Below are 18,120 nucleotides of genomic sequence, written 5' to 3' on the forward strand. Positions count from 1 at the left end.
AATGGTTTAAACAGCAGCTTACTGACCGAATGTTTTGAAATTACTCCACACAAAAGAGATTTAAACTCCTATAATTCAACTTGATGTAATTTTTTAAGGCTTGGCATGTCACTTATTATTGGAATCGACCCTGGTTCTCGTCTAACGGGCTACGGCATTATTGAACGTGATGGCGCTAAATTACGTTTTGTAGATGCAGGAACCATTCGCACCGAAACCAGTGAAATGCCTGAACGCTTAAAACGGATTTTTGCAGGGATTGAACGGATTGTGAAATTTCACGGCCCGACTGAAGCTGCAGTTGAACAAGTGTTTATGGCGCAAAACCCAGACTCTGCCTTGAAATTGGGACAGGCTCGTGGTGCAGCGATTGCCGCTTTGGTGAATTTAGATTTACAAGTGGCGGAATATACCGCCCGTCAAATTAAACAATCTGTCGTGGGTTATGGCGCTGCCGATAAAGAACAAGTACAAATGATGGTCATGAAACTATTAAATCTATCCATTAAACCACAACAAGATGCTGCCGATGCTTTGGCTGCTGCAATTTGCCATGCTCATGCATCAGGCAGCATGACCAAATTGGCTGTGCTCAATGCCTTGGGCGGTATGGCTCGCGGGCGCAGTCGCTCAAGCTCCAGACGTCGCTAAATCAGCATCGCCATCGCTTATATTTTACCGATTCACAACCTGATAAATCGCTTGGCTCATGTGCTGTGCCTGTAAACCGCGCATGCCCTGCTGTGCCAATACATCCCCCGCCAAGGCATGTAACATGACAATTTCATGCAATTGAATTTTATGATGAAACTGGGCTTTTAAACTGGCAATCATGCCTGCCAACACATCGCCCATACCACCTGTACCCATACCAGGATTGCCTGCGGTACAAATCCACAATGAACTTGCTTGCGGTTCTGTAGATGCAGCTTGCAAAGTCAAACTACCTGAACCTTTTAACACCCAATCGCCTGCATAGCGTTGCTGCAATTGCTGAATCGCGGCAATACGGTCTGCTTCAATGGCTGCAACCGTAGTATTGAGCAAGGTCGCAGCCTCACCTGAATGTGGTGTGGCATAACTGTTCGGTTTTAGTTGGGCTGGATGATGCGATGAATGCGCTTGTTTCGCCAAAAACCACAAGGCATCGGCATCGTAAACTACTTCTACCTCGGACTGATTTAGTGCGGCAAACCAGTCTGCATAATGCTGTTCTGCCCAAGCATCTCGTCCTAGTCCCATCCCTAAACTCACGGCATCGACCTGTGAAATTAAGTGCTGAATTTCTGCGCCTGTCAGTGCGTCTATATCCCGCAACATTAAATTCGGCGCACGGCTTAATATCGCCACATGATGTTTGGCATGACAGACCACAGTCACTTTCCCTGCACCTGCGCTTGATGCGGCTTCTGCAGCCATCATCACCGCACCACCCATTTGTGCATGTCCGCCCACAATCAACACATGCCCATAACTGCCTTTGTGTCCAAAAGCCTGCCGTGCGGGTAATTGAATCAAATGTGGTGTGAGTTGGGCCAACGCTTTGAGTTCTGCATCGGCTGGAATCAAATCCAGCACATCGACCAGTCCAGTATATTCCTGTGCCTGCCCTGTAAATAACCCTGCTTTCAAACCCAAAGCTGTAAAGGTGTAATCGGCTTTAATTGCACATGGCAATGGCTGCCCCGTGTTGGCATTTAAACCGCTTGGAATATCAACCGCAATTTTTAAACCCGCTTGTTGATTCATTGCGTGAATAAGCGACTGCCACTCATCATTTAAAGGACGATCTAAACCAATACCAAATAATGCATCAATATAGCAGTCATAACTTTGTTGAAATGCAAAACCTTGAATTATATTGACTTGTTCTGTCTGAGCTTCTAAAAAAGCCTGATGTAAATCTGCCGATGAACCGCGTGTTGCGGCATAAATATCGACTTGAAAACCTGCTTGTTTTAAATATTTTGCAGTTAAATAGCCATCGCCTGCGTTATTGCCTTGTCCACAACACACAGCAATTTTTTGTATTGTAGATGGCTGTGCGGCAAAAATTTTGCGAATTTGTAAATGCAGTGTCCACGCCACTTGCTGCATTAAACCGTAAGAACTATTTTGACGGGCAAACCAGCGCTGCTCCCACGCTTGAATACTTTGACTATGATAAACAGGGCTATGGTACACTTGCTGCGGCATTTTCTTCCCTTCTATTTTGTTATGGCAACATCCACCACTTCAGCACATATTTCTCTGCATCAAGACGATCCAGCCGCCTTGAAAGCGTGGATTAAAGCTCAAGCTTTGGCGCTTGGTTTTGCTGATTGTGTCATTGCCAAACCAGATGCTCAAGCAGAATTAGCACGTTTTCAGGAATATTTAAAACGTGGCTATCATGGCGATATGAAGTTTCTAGAAGAAAATTTAGACAAGCGCGCTAATCCCACACTGTTAGTCCCGAATACAAAAAGTATTATTTGTGTGCGGATGAATTATTTGGTGGAAACACCACGTCCACGACACATTCCCGATGCACCTAACTCTGCAATTATAGCCCGTTATGCACGTGGGCGCGATTATCACAAAGTCATGCGCGGACGCCTAAAAACTCTTGCCACCCGTATTCGTGAAAAAGTGGGGAATTTTGAATCACGCCCCTTTGCGGACTCAGCCCCGATTTTTGAAAAGTCACTGGCAGAAAGTGCTGGTATGGGTTGGACAGGTAAACATACCTTACTGATTCATAAAAAATCTGGATCTTTTTTTGTATTGGGCGAGTTGTTTACTTCACTAGATTTGCCTTTTGATCCGCCTGCAACCTCGCATTGCGGTTCTTGCACAGCCTGCATCGACATTTGTCCAACGCAGGCCATTGTTGAACCTTATATGTTGGATGCGCGTAAATGTATTGCTTATTTGACCATTGAATATCAGGGTATTATTCCTGAAGAATTACGTCGTGGTATTGGTAATCGGGTGTTTGGTTGTGATGATTGCCAACTGATTTGTCCGTGGAATAGCTTTGCACAAGTCACTACGGTGGAGGATTTTCACCCTCGACATGCCTTAGATCAAGTCAGCTTGCTAGATTTATGGCAATGGGATGAAAGCACGTTTTTAGCCAAAACTGAAGGTAGTCCATTGCGTCGTACAGGCTATCAAAGTTTTATGCGTAATATTGCAATCGGGCTTGGAAATGCCCCATTTTCAGCACAGATTTTGCAAACTTTGCAGCAAACGCGAGCACAACATGATGAGATTGTGCAAATCCATATTGATTGGGCCATTCAGGAACAATTGCTTAAACAGCCTAAAATTTAAACAAAAACTACCACCCAAATGGTACGATATTTTGGCTGCAGGTTACTTGCCAATTTATGCAGTTAACTGAATTTTAGTGACCAATTCATTGCAAAATAAAAATGCTTAAAAATAAATTTTGCAGCGAAATAGTATTAAAATTGCTTAAGTTTGCAACCAAATCGACTGCATATTTTTGTTTCCATACTGTCGAATATTAGCCATGAAATTGGGAGATTATGCCTTTCTGATTCCAACTATTTGTGTATGATACAGACTATGAATAATAGGGATGATGGACTTTTACTTATGTCAGTACGCAATGATTGGACTCGGGAAGAAATTCAGCAGTTATATGAACAGCCTTTTCTGGATTTAGTCTTTGAAGCACAACGTGTGCATCGCCAACATTTTGCTGCCAATACCGTACAAGTCAGTACCTTATTGTCTATTAAAACAGGCAAATGCCCTGAGGACTGCAAATATTGCTCGCAATCTGCGCATTATGATTCACAGCTTGAAGCTGAAAAACGTATTGCAGTTGATAAAGTCATTCAGGAAGCCAAAGAAGCATTAGCCTCAGGCTCTTCACGTTTTTGTATGGGCGCTGCTTGGCGTAATCCGCATGAACGCGATATGCCGTATGTTTTAGAAATGGTGCGTGAAGTCAAAGCTCTAGGCTTAGAAACTTGCATGACTTTAGGGATGTTGAATCAATCTCAAGCAGAACGCTTAAAAGATGCAGGTTTGGATTATTACAACCACAACCTAGACACATCGCGTGAGTATTATCCCAATGTGATTAGTACTCGCAGCTTTGATGACCGCTTAAATACTTTAGATATTGTGCGTCAAACAGGTATGAAAGTGTGTAGTGGCGGTATTGTCGGTTTAGGTGAAGATACCCAAGACCGTATTGGTTTGTTACATGAATTGGCGACTTTACCGTTACACCCTGAATCTGTGCCAATCAATATGTTAGTTCCGATTGAAGGTACACCACTGGCTGAAGTCGAAAAGCTAGATGTGATTGAATGGATTCGTACTATTGCAGTTGCACGTATTATCATGCCAAACAGCTATATTCGTTTGTCTGCAGGGCGTGAATCGTTGTCTGATTCAGATCAGGCATTGGCATTTATGGCAGGTGCGAACTCGTTATTCTCAGGTGAAAAACTTTTAACTACACCAAACGCAGGCGAAGGCAAAGACAAACAATTGTTCCAAAAGTTAGGCTTAGTGCCTGAACGTGCTAAACCAACGGTTTCTGAATTGTCGGTAGATGCGATGGCAATGGCTTAAAGTTTTAGCATCCATCCAAATGTACAAAGTCCCGCAAAGGGACTTTGTTTTTTATGCAGCAAAATAAGTTTATGCGGCAATGCTTTTAAGAGGTGATTAAAATTCCGTAACTGGCATTTAAATACTGCCCTGTTTTAATAATATCTACCCCGTTGGCATGTTCTACCGTCAGTTGTTGCTGAATCGCATCATAATAAAACCGATCATAACAGTCCTGATGATGCAGCAACCACGTCAAAGTATCTGCTAGATTGTCATCTACAATATACGTTTTTTCTTGAAAGTTTTTAGCCATAAATACGGTCAGTTCAATATTTCTAGGTACTGGATTTTAAGCGGAATACCTTGTGGGATAAAGTGTGCGGAGGATAGAAAATTTAATTGTGCACTTGTATAAATCAAACTTCGTACAGCATGAGAAGTCTCCCCACCAAAAGAGGTAGGAATGATATATGTAGTTTTGAAGATGGATAAGTGCAGTCTAATCTATACATGCAGGCAAGACTAAGCAAAATATTCAGGCTATTAGCCTAAAATAAAAAAGTGAGTCATAAAGACTCACTTGGTTTTAATACAGATTCAATACTTAACATTATTGTGTCTTAGAATCCCCACACTTACGACACTCTAAATGCGCCCCGATTTCTTCCATTGCGTCATATTCATAAATATGGATACAGAAAATTTGCTTTAACAGTTTGATCATAAATGACATTCCTTTTGATTTTTATACATCACGTTTGTGATCTCATCCTGAGATACAAATGCCATCAAGGCTGATTGACATAAACTACTATTATCATATTTAAAAAAAATAGCAAATCTAATTTAGGAACTTTCCGACAAATGACAAATTCATCTGCATACTTGCTGAAATTGAGTGCATAAATAGCTGTAAATTCATTCGCTTATATTATTTCAATTTTCAGCGCACTTGAAACAAGAAAAACTGCTCAAAAGCTAATTTATTAAAAACCAAAGAATCGCAATAGCCAATAACATCATGCTTTCTGTTATTTCAATACTCGCACCAACGGTATCGCCCGTAATTCCACCTAAACGCTGCATAAATTTATATCGCAAATACAAGGTGCTAAGGATAAAAGTCAGAACGGTCACCAAACCCACCCATCCCCAAAGCACTCCTGCAAGCAAGGTCAATGCGATCACAATTTTTGTGCCTGTTTTAGGCAAATGTGCCTGAATAGCAGTGCCTAAACCATTGGCACGTAAATAAGGCGTGCTTAAAAATAAAACCAAAGCGCTTAATCGTCCCAATACGGGTACAAACAGCAAAAATGCCAAATACTGTTGTTCGAGCAATACATACAACGCAGACCATTTTAATAAACAGCAGATCAGTAAGCTCAATACTCCAATCGGGCCGCTGCTTGGGTCTTTCATGATGTTTAAGCTACGTTCAGGATCACCAAAACCGCCGACCCATGCATCGGCAGTATCAGCCAGTCCATCTAAATGTAAACCACCTGTCAGCCAAATCCAGAGCACTAAAATTAAGCTGCTACTCAGAACCAAAGGCAAGAATTGCAATAAATGCGCCATCCCCCACAGCGCAGCTCCAATTAGTAAGCCAACGAGCGGATAAAACAGCAGTGATTGTGCATTTTGCGCTGCAGTTGGCATCTGTTTTAAAGAAACAGGAAAAGTGCTCAGGAATTGCAAGGCAATCCAAAAAGGTGTCATGTTTGCCCCTGCATGCAAATGTTGCCATTGGGATGTAACTGGAATGAACTCAATTGCCCCAACGCTGCAGACATTTTTAAAATATCGTCTAAAGATTTTTTCTGCGCCAATACTTTGAGCAATTTAATTACCCCGCCATGCGTGACCAATAACACACGTTTAGGTTGTTGCTCGAGTTGTTGTAAATATTGGTTGAGATCGGACAGACCTTGCAAAACGCGCTGCTGAAAATTTAGCAAAGATTCTGCTTGTGGCGGACTAAATTGGGTCGGTGTCATCCAAAATTTAGCTAAATCTTCAGGGTATTGTTCATATAAGGTTTGAGTGGAAATAGCTTCCCATGCACCAAAATGCATTTCCTGAAATTGTGCATCAATATACAGTGGCAATTGCTGTGCTTGCGCAAAGGTCTGAGCAACCTGCAGACAACGCTGTAAAGGTGAACTTGCCACAACATCCCATCGCTGTCCTGTAGCTATTGCCGTGTTTAAAGTCTGCTGCATGTCTTGCCAACCTTTTAAAGTCAAAGCATCATCGGTTGAGCCACGCAAAGTATGACCCAATTCTGTTTCGCCATGTCTTAATAGGTCTAGCATGATCATGAAGATACTTTCTCACCAATAACTGCAGCTTCAGCAAAAGTCGCCATTTGATTATGCAAAGCGCAAGCCAGTTGGATAATGCCCAATGCAGCGCCCGCACCACTGCCCTCACCCAAACGTAAACTTAGATGCAGCAAGGCTTGTGCATCTAATGCTTCTAATAAGCGACGATGTCCATATTCAGCCGATTGATGCCCAAACAACATCCATTCACGGACTTGAGGATTTAAACACACTGCAACCAATGCGGCAGCACTACTGATAAAACCATCCACCACCATCGGCAAGCCCAACTGCGCACAGCGAATATACGCACCCACCATTGCGGCGACCTCCAATCCACCAACTGCACATAAGGCTTTAAAAGCATCATCTTGCACATAGTTCTGATGTAGAGCTAAAGCAGCATCAATCACCTGTTTTTTATGTTGCAATTGTGCAGTGTCAATTCCTGTGCCTATGCCAGTCAAGGCTTCAGCAGGTTCTTGTAATAAAAAGCAAGACAAGGCTGATGCCGAACAGGTATTTCCAATACCCATTTCACCTGCGACATAAATCGAGGCCTGCTGTGCGATGGCATCTTCCACACTTTGACGTCCAAGTGCCATCGCATCTGCACACGCTTGTTCAGTCATGGCGCGGGTTTTAGCAAAATTCGCTGTGCCTGCACGAATACAATGCCGCTCTACTCCTGCATATTCATACGCTTCCCCGACCGAGCCGCAATCCACCACTTGTAAATGCGCCTGATATTGTCGGGCGATGACGCTGATACATGCCCCACCTGTGGCAAAATTTTGTAGCATTTGCCGAGTCACGGCTTGGGGATAGGCGGAAATATTTTCTTCCATCACGCCATGATCGCCTGCGAAAATACATATCCACGGACGTTCAATATTCGGCTGCGTTGTTCCTTGCAAAGCCGCCAGTTGAATCGCAATATTTTCCAATGCTGCCAATGAACCTGTTGGTTTGGTCAATTGAAGTTGTCGTGCAATTGCCTGTTGTTTCATCTGTTCATTTGGCTTTTGACACGCTGCAAACCACCAAGTCATTTCTTCTCTCCTTTTAAAAGCATTGGAAAACCTGCGACACAGAACTGCACTTTGTCTGCAATTTGTCCCAATTGCTGATGTAATCGCCCTGTTTCATCGACAAATTTTCGGGTTATTTCGCCCATCGGTACAACGCCCAAACCTGTTTCATTGCTCACTAAAATAATATCGGCTTGCAACTGAGGTAAAACTTCGAGCAATGCTGAAATTTGTTGTTCGGCAAAGCTTTCTGCAGATTGCATCAACAAATTACTCATCCACAAGGTCAGACAATCTACTAAAATCACAGCATTCGGATGATCCAGCATCTTTAACTGCTCCGCCAAATACAAAGGCTCTTCGCACAATTGCCAAGTCTGCGGACGCTGTTGTTGATGATGCTGAATCCGCGCCTGCATTTCTGCATCGCCCGCTTGTGCAGTTGCTACATAAATGACGGATTTGCCAAGTTGCTGTGCGGTTTGCTCAGCCATACGGCTTTTACCCGAACGCGCACCGCCCAAAATAAGTTGAATCACATGTGCTCCAAAGGAAATTGATGCGTGCTAAATAGCTGACCTTGTAAAGTGTGTGCCTGATAATAACCAAAATTTAAATGATGGATATCTAAATCGAAATATTGCACGGGGAGATTTTGAATACGCTGCAAAATCAAATTGGTTGAACACGCTGTTTGATATAAACCCAAAGTAATATGTGGATGATACTGTAAAGCTGCGATTTCAGCCCCGCCTACGCTAAGTGCCTGACGTATACGCGCCAGTTGCTGTGATTGATCTTGCACTTCTACAAATAAAGCACTATCAAAACTATTGATGCCGCCCACTTTCAGTTGAAAAGGCTCTAGTTGCAACTGCTGTAAGGCTTGAACTTGTTGTTGAAATTGTGACTCGAGAAAGTCATCTTCCCAATGCTTTTTTGCTGCATAAAACCCACAAATATATAAGGTGATATGAAACTGGCGAGTGTTTGGGCGAAATAATACATCTGAAAATTGCTGTTTTAATTGTTGTAAATAACATTCTAAAGCTGGATGTTGAACAGCTAAATACCAAAGCACATAACGCTCACGCCCACGATGCCATTCAGGATAATCATGCTGCTGTGTTGGAATAACGTACTGATTGGCTTGAATAAACACGGGATAATTCAATGAATTAAAACAGCTTATGGTAAAACATTCACAACTGAATAGACATGAAAATCATGCAATTTGAGGTGAATATTTTTCAGTTTGGTATTTTAACCATCTACATCATTTAAATAATTTTGATTTTAATGAGATGGATAAAATTCAGAAGATGGCTGAAACAGGTCTGCAATGTTATGCTGAAATGAAGATGATATTTTCTAATCTACACAAGACACTACATTACTGTGAAGCTTTACCCCATCAGAATCGGTATAACTGGAGTTTATGATGCAACAAGAATTGATCTGTTATAAACAACTTCCTATTTGGAATCATGACTCAATTCCACAAGGGTTTAAAAAACAACACAATACCCAAGTCGGCACATGGGCGAAGTTGACTATTTTAAAAGGCGAATTGCATTTTTCGATGCTGCATGAATCTGGTGAAGTACAATCTGACCATATTTTTTCCGTGGAAAATCAACCACCATTTATTGAACCGCAAGCGTGGCATAAAATTGTATCTGCCAGTGATGATATTGAGTGCCAGCTTAGTTTTTATTGTTTGCCTCAAGATTATTTTGTTAAAAAATATAAATTAAGCCCAACACATTCTGAAATTTTAATGGCACTTCCACAGTTAACCGTGGGTAAAGCTTTGGATGTTGGCTGTGGTACAGGCCGAAATGCGCTGTATTTGAGCCAAAACGGTTTTCAGGTGGATGCTTGGGATGTGAATCCGAGTAGTATCCAAAAATTAAATGAAATTATTGCTGCAGAACAGATTTCATCTATTCAAACTGCTGTTCGGGATTTCAATCAGGATGCCACTATTACTGGTGAATATGACTTCATCAACTGTATCGTAGTAATGATGTTTTTGGCGCCTGAAACTATCCCTCCTCTTATTCAGCATATGCAGCAAGCGACCAAACCTCAAGGCTTTAACTTAATTGTTTGCGCGATGAATACTGAAGATTACCCTGTGCAACAGGACTTCCCTTTTAGTTTTAAAGCGGGTGAGTTAAGTGCTTATTATGCTGATTGGGATATTGTGAAATACAATGAAAATGTCGGTGAATTGCACCGTAAAGATGCAGATGGTAATCGAATTAAACAGCGTTTTGCGACATTGTTGGCGAGGAAAAAGTAGAATCACAAAAGAAATTTGAAACAGATGATCTTTTTTAGCTGCTCGCAAACGAGGAGTTGTTTGTCCTAGATACTGCCTAGGATCAAGGGTTCATATGTTATTCTGTAGTGAGGTATACAATTATTAAGGTAACTTATGAAAATAGCGAATACGAAATTACTAGCTGGTGCTTGTATGGCCCTAACTTTAACTATGCTTAGCCCTGCCGTACTTGCAAATGATAACAATGATATACGAAAGATTGTAGTAGTTAACTTTGCAAAAAAAGCTTACTCTGCAAATTATTACGGAAGGATAGATGGATACAAGTATGATTCCTACAAATTTTATGCTAAAAAAGGGCAAAAGTTAAAAGTGAAGTTGACTGGAGGAAATGTTGAAACTTACTTATGGGGTAATCAATTAAAAGACTCCATCAGTCTTGGAGAATATTCTCCAGAGCTTGATGATAATGGTATTTATATTTTACCTGCGTCAGGTGAGTATGAAATTAGAGTATTTCAACCTAGATCACAAGCAAGAAAAGATAAAAAACCTCAATACTGGATGAGTATTAACATCAAATAAAGAATTGCTAGATTCGTTTAATTTTTAATACAAGGGTTCAAAACTAAGGGTTCAAAACTATTGCCAGTTAAACTGGGGCGTGATTTTTACGTGTATGGAGACTGTAAATAAAACTGTATGAATTGCATTCGGTTTTTTTCTGTGATGAACTTACATCTCTGCAATCACACCTAAAATCCCCGTAATAATCATTTCAATCGCAATAGTACCAATCAGTAACGCAGATAATCGACCTACAATATCCACATAACGGTCTATATATTTGGCATGCTTATACCTGAGATGATCATGCGCAAACTTCATCAAAATCATTAAACTACAAGTTAGCGCCAAGGTGAGGAAAATTACCAGCGCAGCCCCACTAATGGGCAAAGTCATGCCTGTTACCACGGCGGCACTAATCGTCCCCGGTCCAATCATGAAGGGCATAGCAATGGTACCTGCCAAATGTTCAGGTGCTCCCCGCATCTCACCAATGGTGTCTGCACCTTGAAACACATAGCGATAACCAATCACCAAGAAAATGAGCCCACCAAAGATTTGAAATGCCTCAAAGCGCACATTCAAATATTTGCTGAAAATAGCTTCACCACCCCATGCAAATAGCATAAATACCGCATAAGCAATTAAACAGCCTTGAATCAGGGCTTTATTAAACACTCTAGCTTCTGAATTACGAATCATGCCAATCATGTAAATGCTCATCAGAAATGGATTAAGCAATGAAAAGAACAACGCAAAAGCATGTAAATATGAGATATACATGGTGTCCCCTGATTAACTTTGTGGATCTGGAAATAACGGACGATTTCCAGGACTGATTCGGTTTATATGTAAGAAGGTCATATGTCGTTCGTATCTGTCTAGAATGTCATTAATAACTTGCTCTTTGGTGTAACCAACCAAATCATTACCTTGTGAGCCTTCATAAAGATAGGTTTCCAAACGGAAATAAAACCGTTTACCTAACTTTCCACGTTCACTAAATGTGGGTGCGATATAACGTACTGGCCAGATTTGATAAACAAAGTTCTGTTCTTCTTCCAGATGAATAATCAAATCTAAATGATACAAAGTTGGATCTTGCTCTAATGCACTTTCCTGCACGTCAATATTCACGCCTCTTTTTTGCATTTCTTCTGCTACGGCCAGAACGGCGGGGCGGCATATTTCATCCAGCATGCGTTTGGTATCGCTGGTTCCAGGATGATGCATAACCCGTGACAAGCGTTTTTTCCAGTTCAGAATATCTACATTACCCACCACAGGTGCTGCATTCAAACTGCTACTGGCTTGTCGATAATCTTCAAGTCTTAAAGATTTATATAAACCTGCCATCACCAAGAACATAACAAAACTAAAAGGCAACCCCATGATAATAGTTGCATTTTGCAAAGCAGTAATCCCATTGGTCATCAACATGGCCAAGGTCAGCAAGCCAATGGCAATAGCCCAAAATACACTGAGCCAGCGTGGTGCATCATGGTCGACATTGGTAAATTGTGTGGTGAAATTCCCTAAGACCAATGCACCTGAGTCGGCTGAAGTCACATAAAATAACAACCCTGTAATGGTTGCGATGCCTGCAATAAAAGGAAAAAACGGATATTGAGCCAACAAGTCGTAGAAACCGTGTGCTGGATTGGCAATGACGGTTTGAGCCAATGCCAGATTTCCATCAAAAATCACATTGTATAATGCACTATTTCCGAAAATTGACAGCCACGTTAGGGTAAAAATTAACGGAATGATTAAGGTACCACTGACAAACTCACGAATGGTACGCCCACGAGAAATACGTGCAAGAAAGAGTCCCACAAAAGGTGACCAAGCCACCCACCAAGCCCAGAAGAATAGCGTCCAACTGTTCATCCATTCTTTGGGTTGCTGAAAGGCAAAACTTTCCAAGGTCATACTTGGGAAACGGCTAATGTAATCGCCAATATTTTGCACAAAAGTATTGAGTAAAAATTCTGTATTGCCGAGGAATAAAATAAACAGCATCAAACCCACGGATACATAAATATTCACTTCCGAGAGTATGCGCAGACCTTTATTTACACCTGAAGTCACCGAAATAATGGTCATCACTACAGCAACACCAATTAGGGATGCCTGCATCCACAGATTTTCAGGTAAATCGAACAGTACATGTAAACCGTAATTCAGTTGCACGACACCAATACCGCAGGTGGTCGCAATACCGAAAATCGTCCCGATCACCGCGGCAGTATCCACACTATGTCCAATCGGACCATGAATTTTTTGACCAAAAATCGGATAAAGCGCGGAACGGATGGTGAGTGGCAAATTGTAGCGATAGCTGAAATATCCCAATGCCATGCCTATCAAGGCGTACATGCACCATCCTGTCAGGCCATAATGGAATAAAGTCCAGACCATACTCTGGCGTGCAGCTTCAAAGGTCTGTCCTTCACCTACTGGTGGATGCATATAATGGGATAAAGGTTCAGCGACCGAGAAGAACATCAAATCGATACCAATCCCTGCTGAAAACAGCATGGCAGACCAACTGAGTAAACTAAATTCGGGTTTAGAATGTTTGGGGCCAAGCTTAATATCACCATAGCGTGAACAGGCAATAAAAATCACAAACACCATATACAGTGTGGCAGCCAGTAAATAGTACCAACTGAAGGTGGAACTGACCCATGCCAAAACTGCATTCAGCGTTTGATTGGCGAAGTCATTGAACAAAATGGTGGTAATTGAAAAAATTAAAATAATGAGAGCTGAAATATAAAAGACCACACCATTTAAACGGTCTTTTGGTGCTAATGTTTGATCATCAACTGCTCTTGGATTATCTGTTGCCATACAATCCTCAAGGAAGTAAATATAAGTTGAAAATCAATTTTTAAACTTCTCGCTGTCGAGAGCTTAAAAATCGATAAGTGCTATACGACAGTACTTTTGTCTCCGACAAAAATGCTATCTTCGTGTAACCGAATGTTTAGCCAGAATATAAAGATATGTGGCAGTGTAACAAATTCCCTAAATTTGCCCTGCTTACACAACCAATTCCAACATGAGAACGACATAAATAAACTGTTCTTCTCCTTAAACTCAATTTTTGTAGAAGCTTTTAGGTGTTGTATCCGATGTTTCAAGCAAGAACATAAAAAAATGCGCGTACTCTGCCACAGGTTCACCAAAACCAACTACAAATCTATCCATATGATAAATAAGCATTAATACTTAAAAAATTGAGAACAAACTTTGCAAAGCTGCATTCAATTTAAACAACATGATACTTTTAATTGATTGAACGTTCAATCAATTAAAAGTATCATAAAAAAATGCTATGATGTTTTCCATGTCAATAATTGAATCTAACACCTTTAAATCTAAGGTAAATTTTCTGGATTATCATGAATAAACGTAGAGTTAAACCTGAGCATGAACGTCGTGAAGAAATCATTCTCGCAGCCTATGAGGTCATTTACGAGGTGGGTTTATCCAATACCACTATTGCTCAGATTGCAAAAAAAGCCCAACTTTCTACAGGCATTGTGAGTCATTATTTTGGTGATAAGCAGGGTTTGATTGAAAGCTGTATGCGACAAATGCTCTTTGTCTTACGTGAAACTGCGGCAACCTATAAAGCCAAAGTTAGTCAGCCCACACCAGAAAATTTACTTAAGGCAATTATTGATGCCAACTTTGACATCAGTCAGGTGAATCAAACAGCGATGCGTGTCTGGTTAGATTTTTGGTCCGCCAGCATGCACATGCCCGATTTAGGTCGCTTGCAGCGAATAAATGACCAACGTCTTTATTCAAATTTAAAATTTCATTTACTGCAGATGATGCCTAAAGACAAAGCCAGCCATATCGCCAAAGGGCTTGCTGCTTTGATTGATGGTCTTTGGTTACGCGGCAGTTTAAGTGGTCATCAAGCATTTGATCGTGACTTGGCACGTTCTATTGCATACGACTATGTCGATATGCAACTTCGCTTAATACAACAGATACGGCAGGAACAGCAAAATGAATGATGCACAATTACATCAATTGTATATCCATGGACAGTATGTCAATGCCACTAGTGGTAAAACCTTCGATACGATTAACCCTGCTACAGGTCAAATCCTTGCGAGCGTGCAGCAAGCAAGTCAAGCCGATGTAGATGCGGCGGTTAAAAGTGCCCAACAAGGGCAACAAGTTTGGGCCGCCATGACGGCTGTTGAACGGGCACGTATTCTACTGCGTGCCGTGGATATTTTACGTAAACGTAATGATGAGCTTGCCCGTCTAGAAACGCTCGATACGGGTAAAGCATACAGCGAAACCTCTAGTGTCGATATTGTAACTGGCGCGGATGTTCTCGAATATTATGCAGGTCTTGCAACTGCGATTCAGGGCGAACAAGTACCCCTGCGTGAAAGTAGTTTTTTCTATACCCGTCGCGAACCCTTAGGCGTTGTCGCGGGTATAGGCGCATGGAACTACCCTATTCAAATTGCGCTGTGGAAATCTGCACCTGCCTTAGCTGCGGGGAATGCCATGATTTTCAAACCCAGTGAAATTACGCCACTGACGGCCTTTAAGTTGGCTGAAATTTATACCGAAGCGGGTTTGCCTGCTGGGGTCTTTAACGTGGTTCAAGGGCTTGGACAAGAAGTCGGTCAATGGCTGACTGAACATCCAGAAATTGCCAAAATTTCCTTTACAGGTGGCGTGGAAACAGGCAAAAAAGTCATGTCCAGTGCAGCTGCATCCAGTTTAAAAGAAATTACCATGGAACTCGGCGGCAAGTCTCCGTTGATCATTTGCTCTGATGCCCCTCTTGACCGCGCTGCGGACATTGCAGTGATGGCAAATTTCTTTAGTTCGGGTCAGGTGTGCACCAACGGTACGCGTGTCTTTATTCCGCGCCACCTAAAAGTCGAGTTTGAACAGGCTGTACTCGAACGTGTTAAACGTATTCGTGTAGGTGACCCAATGTTGGCAGAAACCAATTTTGGTCCGCTCACCAGTTTCCCGCATATGGAAAAAGTCTTGTCTTATATTGAATTGGGCAAACAGCAAGGTGCGACACTTTTAATTGGGGGTGAACGAGCGACCTCTGCGGAACTGGCTCAGGGCGCTTATGTCATGCCAACTGTTTTTTCAGACTGTCATGACGACATGCGAATTGTACAAGATGAAATATTTGGACCTGTGATGAGTATTTTGACTTATGACAGCATCGAAGAAGTCATTCAACGTGCTAACCAGACCCCTTATGGTCTAGCAGCGGGGGTTGTAACACAAGATATCTCGCAGGCACATCGCATTATTCACCAACTTGAAGCGGGCATTTGCTGGGTTAACACTTGGGGCGAATCCCCTGCAGAAATGCCTGTCGGGGGCTATAAGCAATCGGGTGTGGGACGTGAAAATGGTTTATCTACTTTGCAACATTATACCCGCATTAAATCCATTCAAGTCGAATTGGGCGATTATCACAGTATTTTCTAAACGCTAAATACAGACCTTTATTCTTTATTTTTCTGTTTTTACATCCTCAACTCAACATGTTGCCACGCTCTAATCGGGCGTGGTACTGCCATAGAAAAAGGATCATTATGCATTCTACACACTACGATTATATTATTATTGGTGCAGGCTCTGCGGGTAATGTTCTTGCCGCTCGTTTAACCGAAGATGCCGATGTCTCTGTTTTATTACTAGAAGCAGGCGGACCTGACTACCGACTCGATTTTCGTACCCAAATGCCTGCTGCACTGGCTTATCCACTGCAAGGGCGACGTTATAACTGGGCTTATTTAACTGACCCCGAACCGCATATGAATAACCGCCGCATGGAATGTGGACGCGGCAAAGGTTTGGGTGGATCTTCACTGATTAATGGCATGTGCTATATCCGTGGCAATGCGATGGACTTAGAACAGTGGTCAACTTTAAAAGGTTTGGAAAACTGGAGCTATGCCGATTGTTTGCCGTACTACCGCAAAGCAGAAAGTCGTGATATTGGCGCCAACGACTATCATGGTGATGATGGACCTGTAAGTGTTGCGACACCGAAAGCCAATAATAATGAGCTGTTTCATGCCATGGTAGAAGCTGGCGTACAAGCAGGTTATCCACGTACAGATGATTTAAATGGCTATCAACAAGAAGGTTTTGGCCCTATGGATCGAACCGTCACGCCCAATGGTCGACGCGCCAGTACAGCCCGCGGATATCTGGATATGGCAAAGCAGCGCCCCAACTTGACCATCATGACGCATGCCACCACCCATAAAATTCTGTTTAGTGGCAAACAAGCAATTGGGGTGGAATACCTGCAAGGTGCAAATCGGCAACAGTTACATCAGGTCTATGCGAATAAAGAAGTTTTGCTCTGTGCAGGCGCAATTGCATCTCCGCAAATTTTACAACGTTCAGGTGTAGGCTCTAGCGAGTTACTGCGTGATCTAGATATTGAACTTGTCCATGATTTACCTGGTGTCGGAGAAAATTTACAAGACCATCTGGAAATGTATCTGCAATATAAATGCATAAAACCTGTTTCGCTCTACCCCGCCTTGAAATGGTATAACCAGCCTGCCATTGGTGCCGAATGGTTATTCAATGGAACTGGGATTGGCGCCAGCAACCAATTTGAAGCAGGGGGGTTTATTCGCTCTTCCGATGAATTTTCTTGGCCCAATATTCAGTTTCATTTCCTGCCTGTTGCGATTAACTACAATGGTAGCAACGCAGTCAAAGAACATGGCTTTCAAGCCCACGTCGGTTCTATGCGTTCACCCTCGCGTGGACGCATCAAATTAAAATCTAAAGATCCATTTGAACATCCAAGCATTCTGTTTAACTATATGTCTACAGAGCAAGATTGGCGCGAATTCCGCGATGCTATTCGGATTACACGTGAAATCATGCAACAACCCGCATTAGATCCTTATCGCGGTGAAGAAATTAGTCCGGGTAAACATTTAAGCAGTGATGCAGAATTGGATGACTTCGTACGCAATCATGCTGAAACGGCCTACCACCCTTCTTGTAGTTGCAAAATGGGCGAAGATGAAATGGCCGTGGTCGATGGTCAAGGGCGTGTACATGGTCTGCACAATTTACGTGTGGTTGATGCCTCAATTATGCCGTTAATTATCACAGGGAATTTGAATGCTACGACCATTATGATGGCTGAGAAAATTGCCGATCAAATTCGTGGACTACCAGCATTAGCTCGTTCTGATGCAGGTTTTTATCAAGCCCGTTCATCTGCATAATTTTCTCACACTCAAGCATGAGGAGAGTATTTTACCTCCTCATACTT

17 protein-coding genes are annotated in these 18,120 nt (G+C 42.1%); 8 read left to right on the forward strand and 9 right to left on the reverse strand.

What is annotated here, in order from left to right; genetic code table 11:
* Positions 1-105: 105 nt before the first annotated feature.
* Positions 106-651: a crossover junction endodeoxyribonuclease RuvC gene (ruvC, locus tag HYG89_RS09570; protein ID WP_004976895.1), complete on the forward strand. Its 546-nt coding sequence runs from the start codon at positions 106-108 to the stop codon at positions 649-651.
* 24 nt (positions 652-675) lie between these two features.
* On the opposite strand, the gene HYG89_RS09575 is transcribed toward ruvC, so the two are convergent.
* Complete coding sequence (locus tag HYG89_RS09575; protein ID WP_178867253.1) at positions 676-2,196, reverse strand: NAD(P)H-hydrate dehydratase; 1,521 nt, start codon at positions 2,194-2,196, stop codon at positions 676-678.
* A 21-nt stretch (positions 2,197-2,217) separates the two neighbouring features.
* Here HYG89_RS09575 and queG point away from each other — a divergent pair, with 21 nt between their 5' ends.
* Positions 2,218-3,318, forward strand: coding sequence for a tRNA epoxyqueuosine(34) reductase QueG (gene queG, locus HYG89_RS09580; protein WP_096901200.1), 1,101 nt, complete (start codon positions 2,218-2,220; stop codon positions 3,316-3,318).
* Between the two features lie 288 nt (positions 3,319-3,606).
* A complete protein-coding gene (bioB, locus tag HYG89_RS09585) occupies positions 3,607-4,599 on the forward strand; it encodes a biotin synthase BioB (RefSeq protein ID WP_104851863.1) in 993 nt (330 codons plus the stop codon).
* An 85-nt stretch (positions 4,600-4,684) separates the two neighbouring features.
* Here bioB and HYG89_RS09590 read toward each other — a convergent pair whose 3' ends face one another.
* The 6 genes from HYG89_RS09590 to HYG89_RS09615 form a co-directional block, all read right to left on the reverse strand.
* A complete protein-coding gene (locus HYG89_RS09590; RefSeq protein ID WP_004976903.1) occupies positions 4,685-4,894 on the reverse strand; it encodes a hypothetical protein in 210 nt (69 codons plus the stop codon).
* A gap of 665 nt (positions 4,895-5,559) precedes the next feature.
* Positions 5,560-6,303, reverse strand: a complete 744-nt coding sequence (locus tag HYG89_RS09595; RefSeq protein ID WP_004976907.1) for an adenosylcobinamide-GDP ribazoletransferase — start codon at positions 6,301-6,303, stop codon at positions 5,560-5,562.
* Positions 6,300-6,905 (reverse strand): histidine phosphatase family protein, encoded by a 606-nt coding sequence (locus tag HYG89_RS09600; RefSeq protein WP_131261637.1) that lies wholly within the window; start codon positions 6,903-6,905, stop codon positions 6,300-6,302. The genes HYG89_RS09595 and HYG89_RS09600 overlap by 4 nt, the downstream gene beginning before the upstream one ends.
* Complete coding sequence (gene cobT, locus HYG89_RS09605) at positions 6,902-7,960, reverse strand: nicotinate-nucleotide--dimethylbenzimidazole phosphoribosyltransferase (RefSeq protein WP_154320822.1); 1,059 nt, start codon at positions 7,958-7,960, stop codon at positions 6,902-6,904. The genes HYG89_RS09600 and cobT overlap by 4 nt, the downstream gene beginning before the upstream one ends.
* A complete protein-coding gene (gene cobU, locus HYG89_RS09610; protein WP_096901203.1) occupies positions 7,957-8,478 on the reverse strand; it encodes a bifunctional adenosylcobinamide kinase/adenosylcobinamide-phosphate guanylyltransferase in 522 nt (173 codons plus the stop codon). Before cobU ends, cobT begins: the two co-directional genes overlap by 4 nt.
* Positions 8,475-9,101 (reverse strand): 2'-5' RNA ligase family protein, encoded by a 627-nt coding sequence (locus tag HYG89_RS09615; RefSeq protein WP_096901204.1) that lies wholly within the window; start codon positions 9,099-9,101, stop codon positions 8,475-8,477. The genes cobU and HYG89_RS09615 overlap by 4 nt, the downstream gene beginning before the upstream one ends.
* Before the next feature lie 279 nt (positions 9,102-9,380).
* Between HYG89_RS09615 and tehB the strand changes: the two genes are divergently transcribed.
* Positions 9,381-10,247 (forward strand): SAM-dependent methyltransferase TehB, encoded by an 867-nt coding sequence (gene tehB / locus HYG89_RS09620; RefSeq protein WP_178867300.1) that lies wholly within the window; start codon positions 9,381-9,383, stop codon positions 10,245-10,247.
* Positions 10,248-10,382: 135 nt separating this feature from the next.
* On the forward strand, positions 10,383-10,814 hold the full coding sequence (locus tag HYG89_RS09625) for a PPC domain-containing protein (protein ID WP_004976922.1): 432 nt from the start codon (positions 10,383-10,385) through the stop codon (positions 10,812-10,814).
* Between the two features lie 150 nt (positions 10,815-10,964).
* Here HYG89_RS09625 and HYG89_RS09630 read toward each other — a convergent pair whose 3' ends face one another.
* Complete coding sequence (locus HYG89_RS09630) at positions 10,965-11,579, reverse strand: MarC family protein (protein ID WP_178867255.1); 615 nt, start codon at positions 11,577-11,579, stop codon at positions 10,965-10,967.
* A gap of 12 nt (positions 11,580-11,591) precedes the next feature.
* Entirely contained in the window at positions 11,592-13,652 is a 2,061-nt protein-coding gene (locus tag HYG89_RS09635) for a choline transporter (RefSeq protein WP_178867257.1), read from the reverse strand.
* A gap of 554 nt (positions 13,653-14,206) precedes the next feature.
* On the opposite strand from HYG89_RS09635, the gene betI reads away from it, so the two are divergent.
* The 3 genes from betI (at position 14,207) to betA (ending at position 18,073) form a co-directional block, all read left to right on the forward strand.
* Positions 14,207-14,833 carry a transcriptional regulator BetI gene (betI, locus tag HYG89_RS09640; protein ID WP_178867259.1) on the forward strand — a complete coding sequence of 209 codons (627 nt, stop codon included), beginning with the start codon at positions 14,207-14,209 and terminating at the stop codon, positions 14,831-14,833.
* Positions 14,826-16,298 (forward strand): betaine-aldehyde dehydrogenase, encoded by a 1,473-nt coding sequence (gene betB, locus HYG89_RS09645; RefSeq protein ID WP_096901206.1) that lies wholly within the window; start codon positions 14,826-14,828, stop codon positions 16,296-16,298. The genes betI and betB overlap by 8 nt, the downstream gene beginning before the upstream one ends.
* 107 nt (positions 16,299-16,405) lie before the next feature.
* Entirely contained in the window at positions 16,406-18,073 is a 1,668-nt protein-coding gene (betA, locus tag HYG89_RS09650) for a choline dehydrogenase (protein ID WP_096901207.1), read from the forward strand.
* The last annotated feature ends 47 nt before the right edge of the window (positions 18,074-18,120 follow it).

Source organism: Acinetobacter sp. SwsAc5 (assembly GCF_013391485.1).
GTDB classification, from domain to species: Bacteria; Pseudomonadota; Gammaproteobacteria; order Pseudomonadales; family Moraxellaceae; genus Acinetobacter; species Acinetobacter towneri.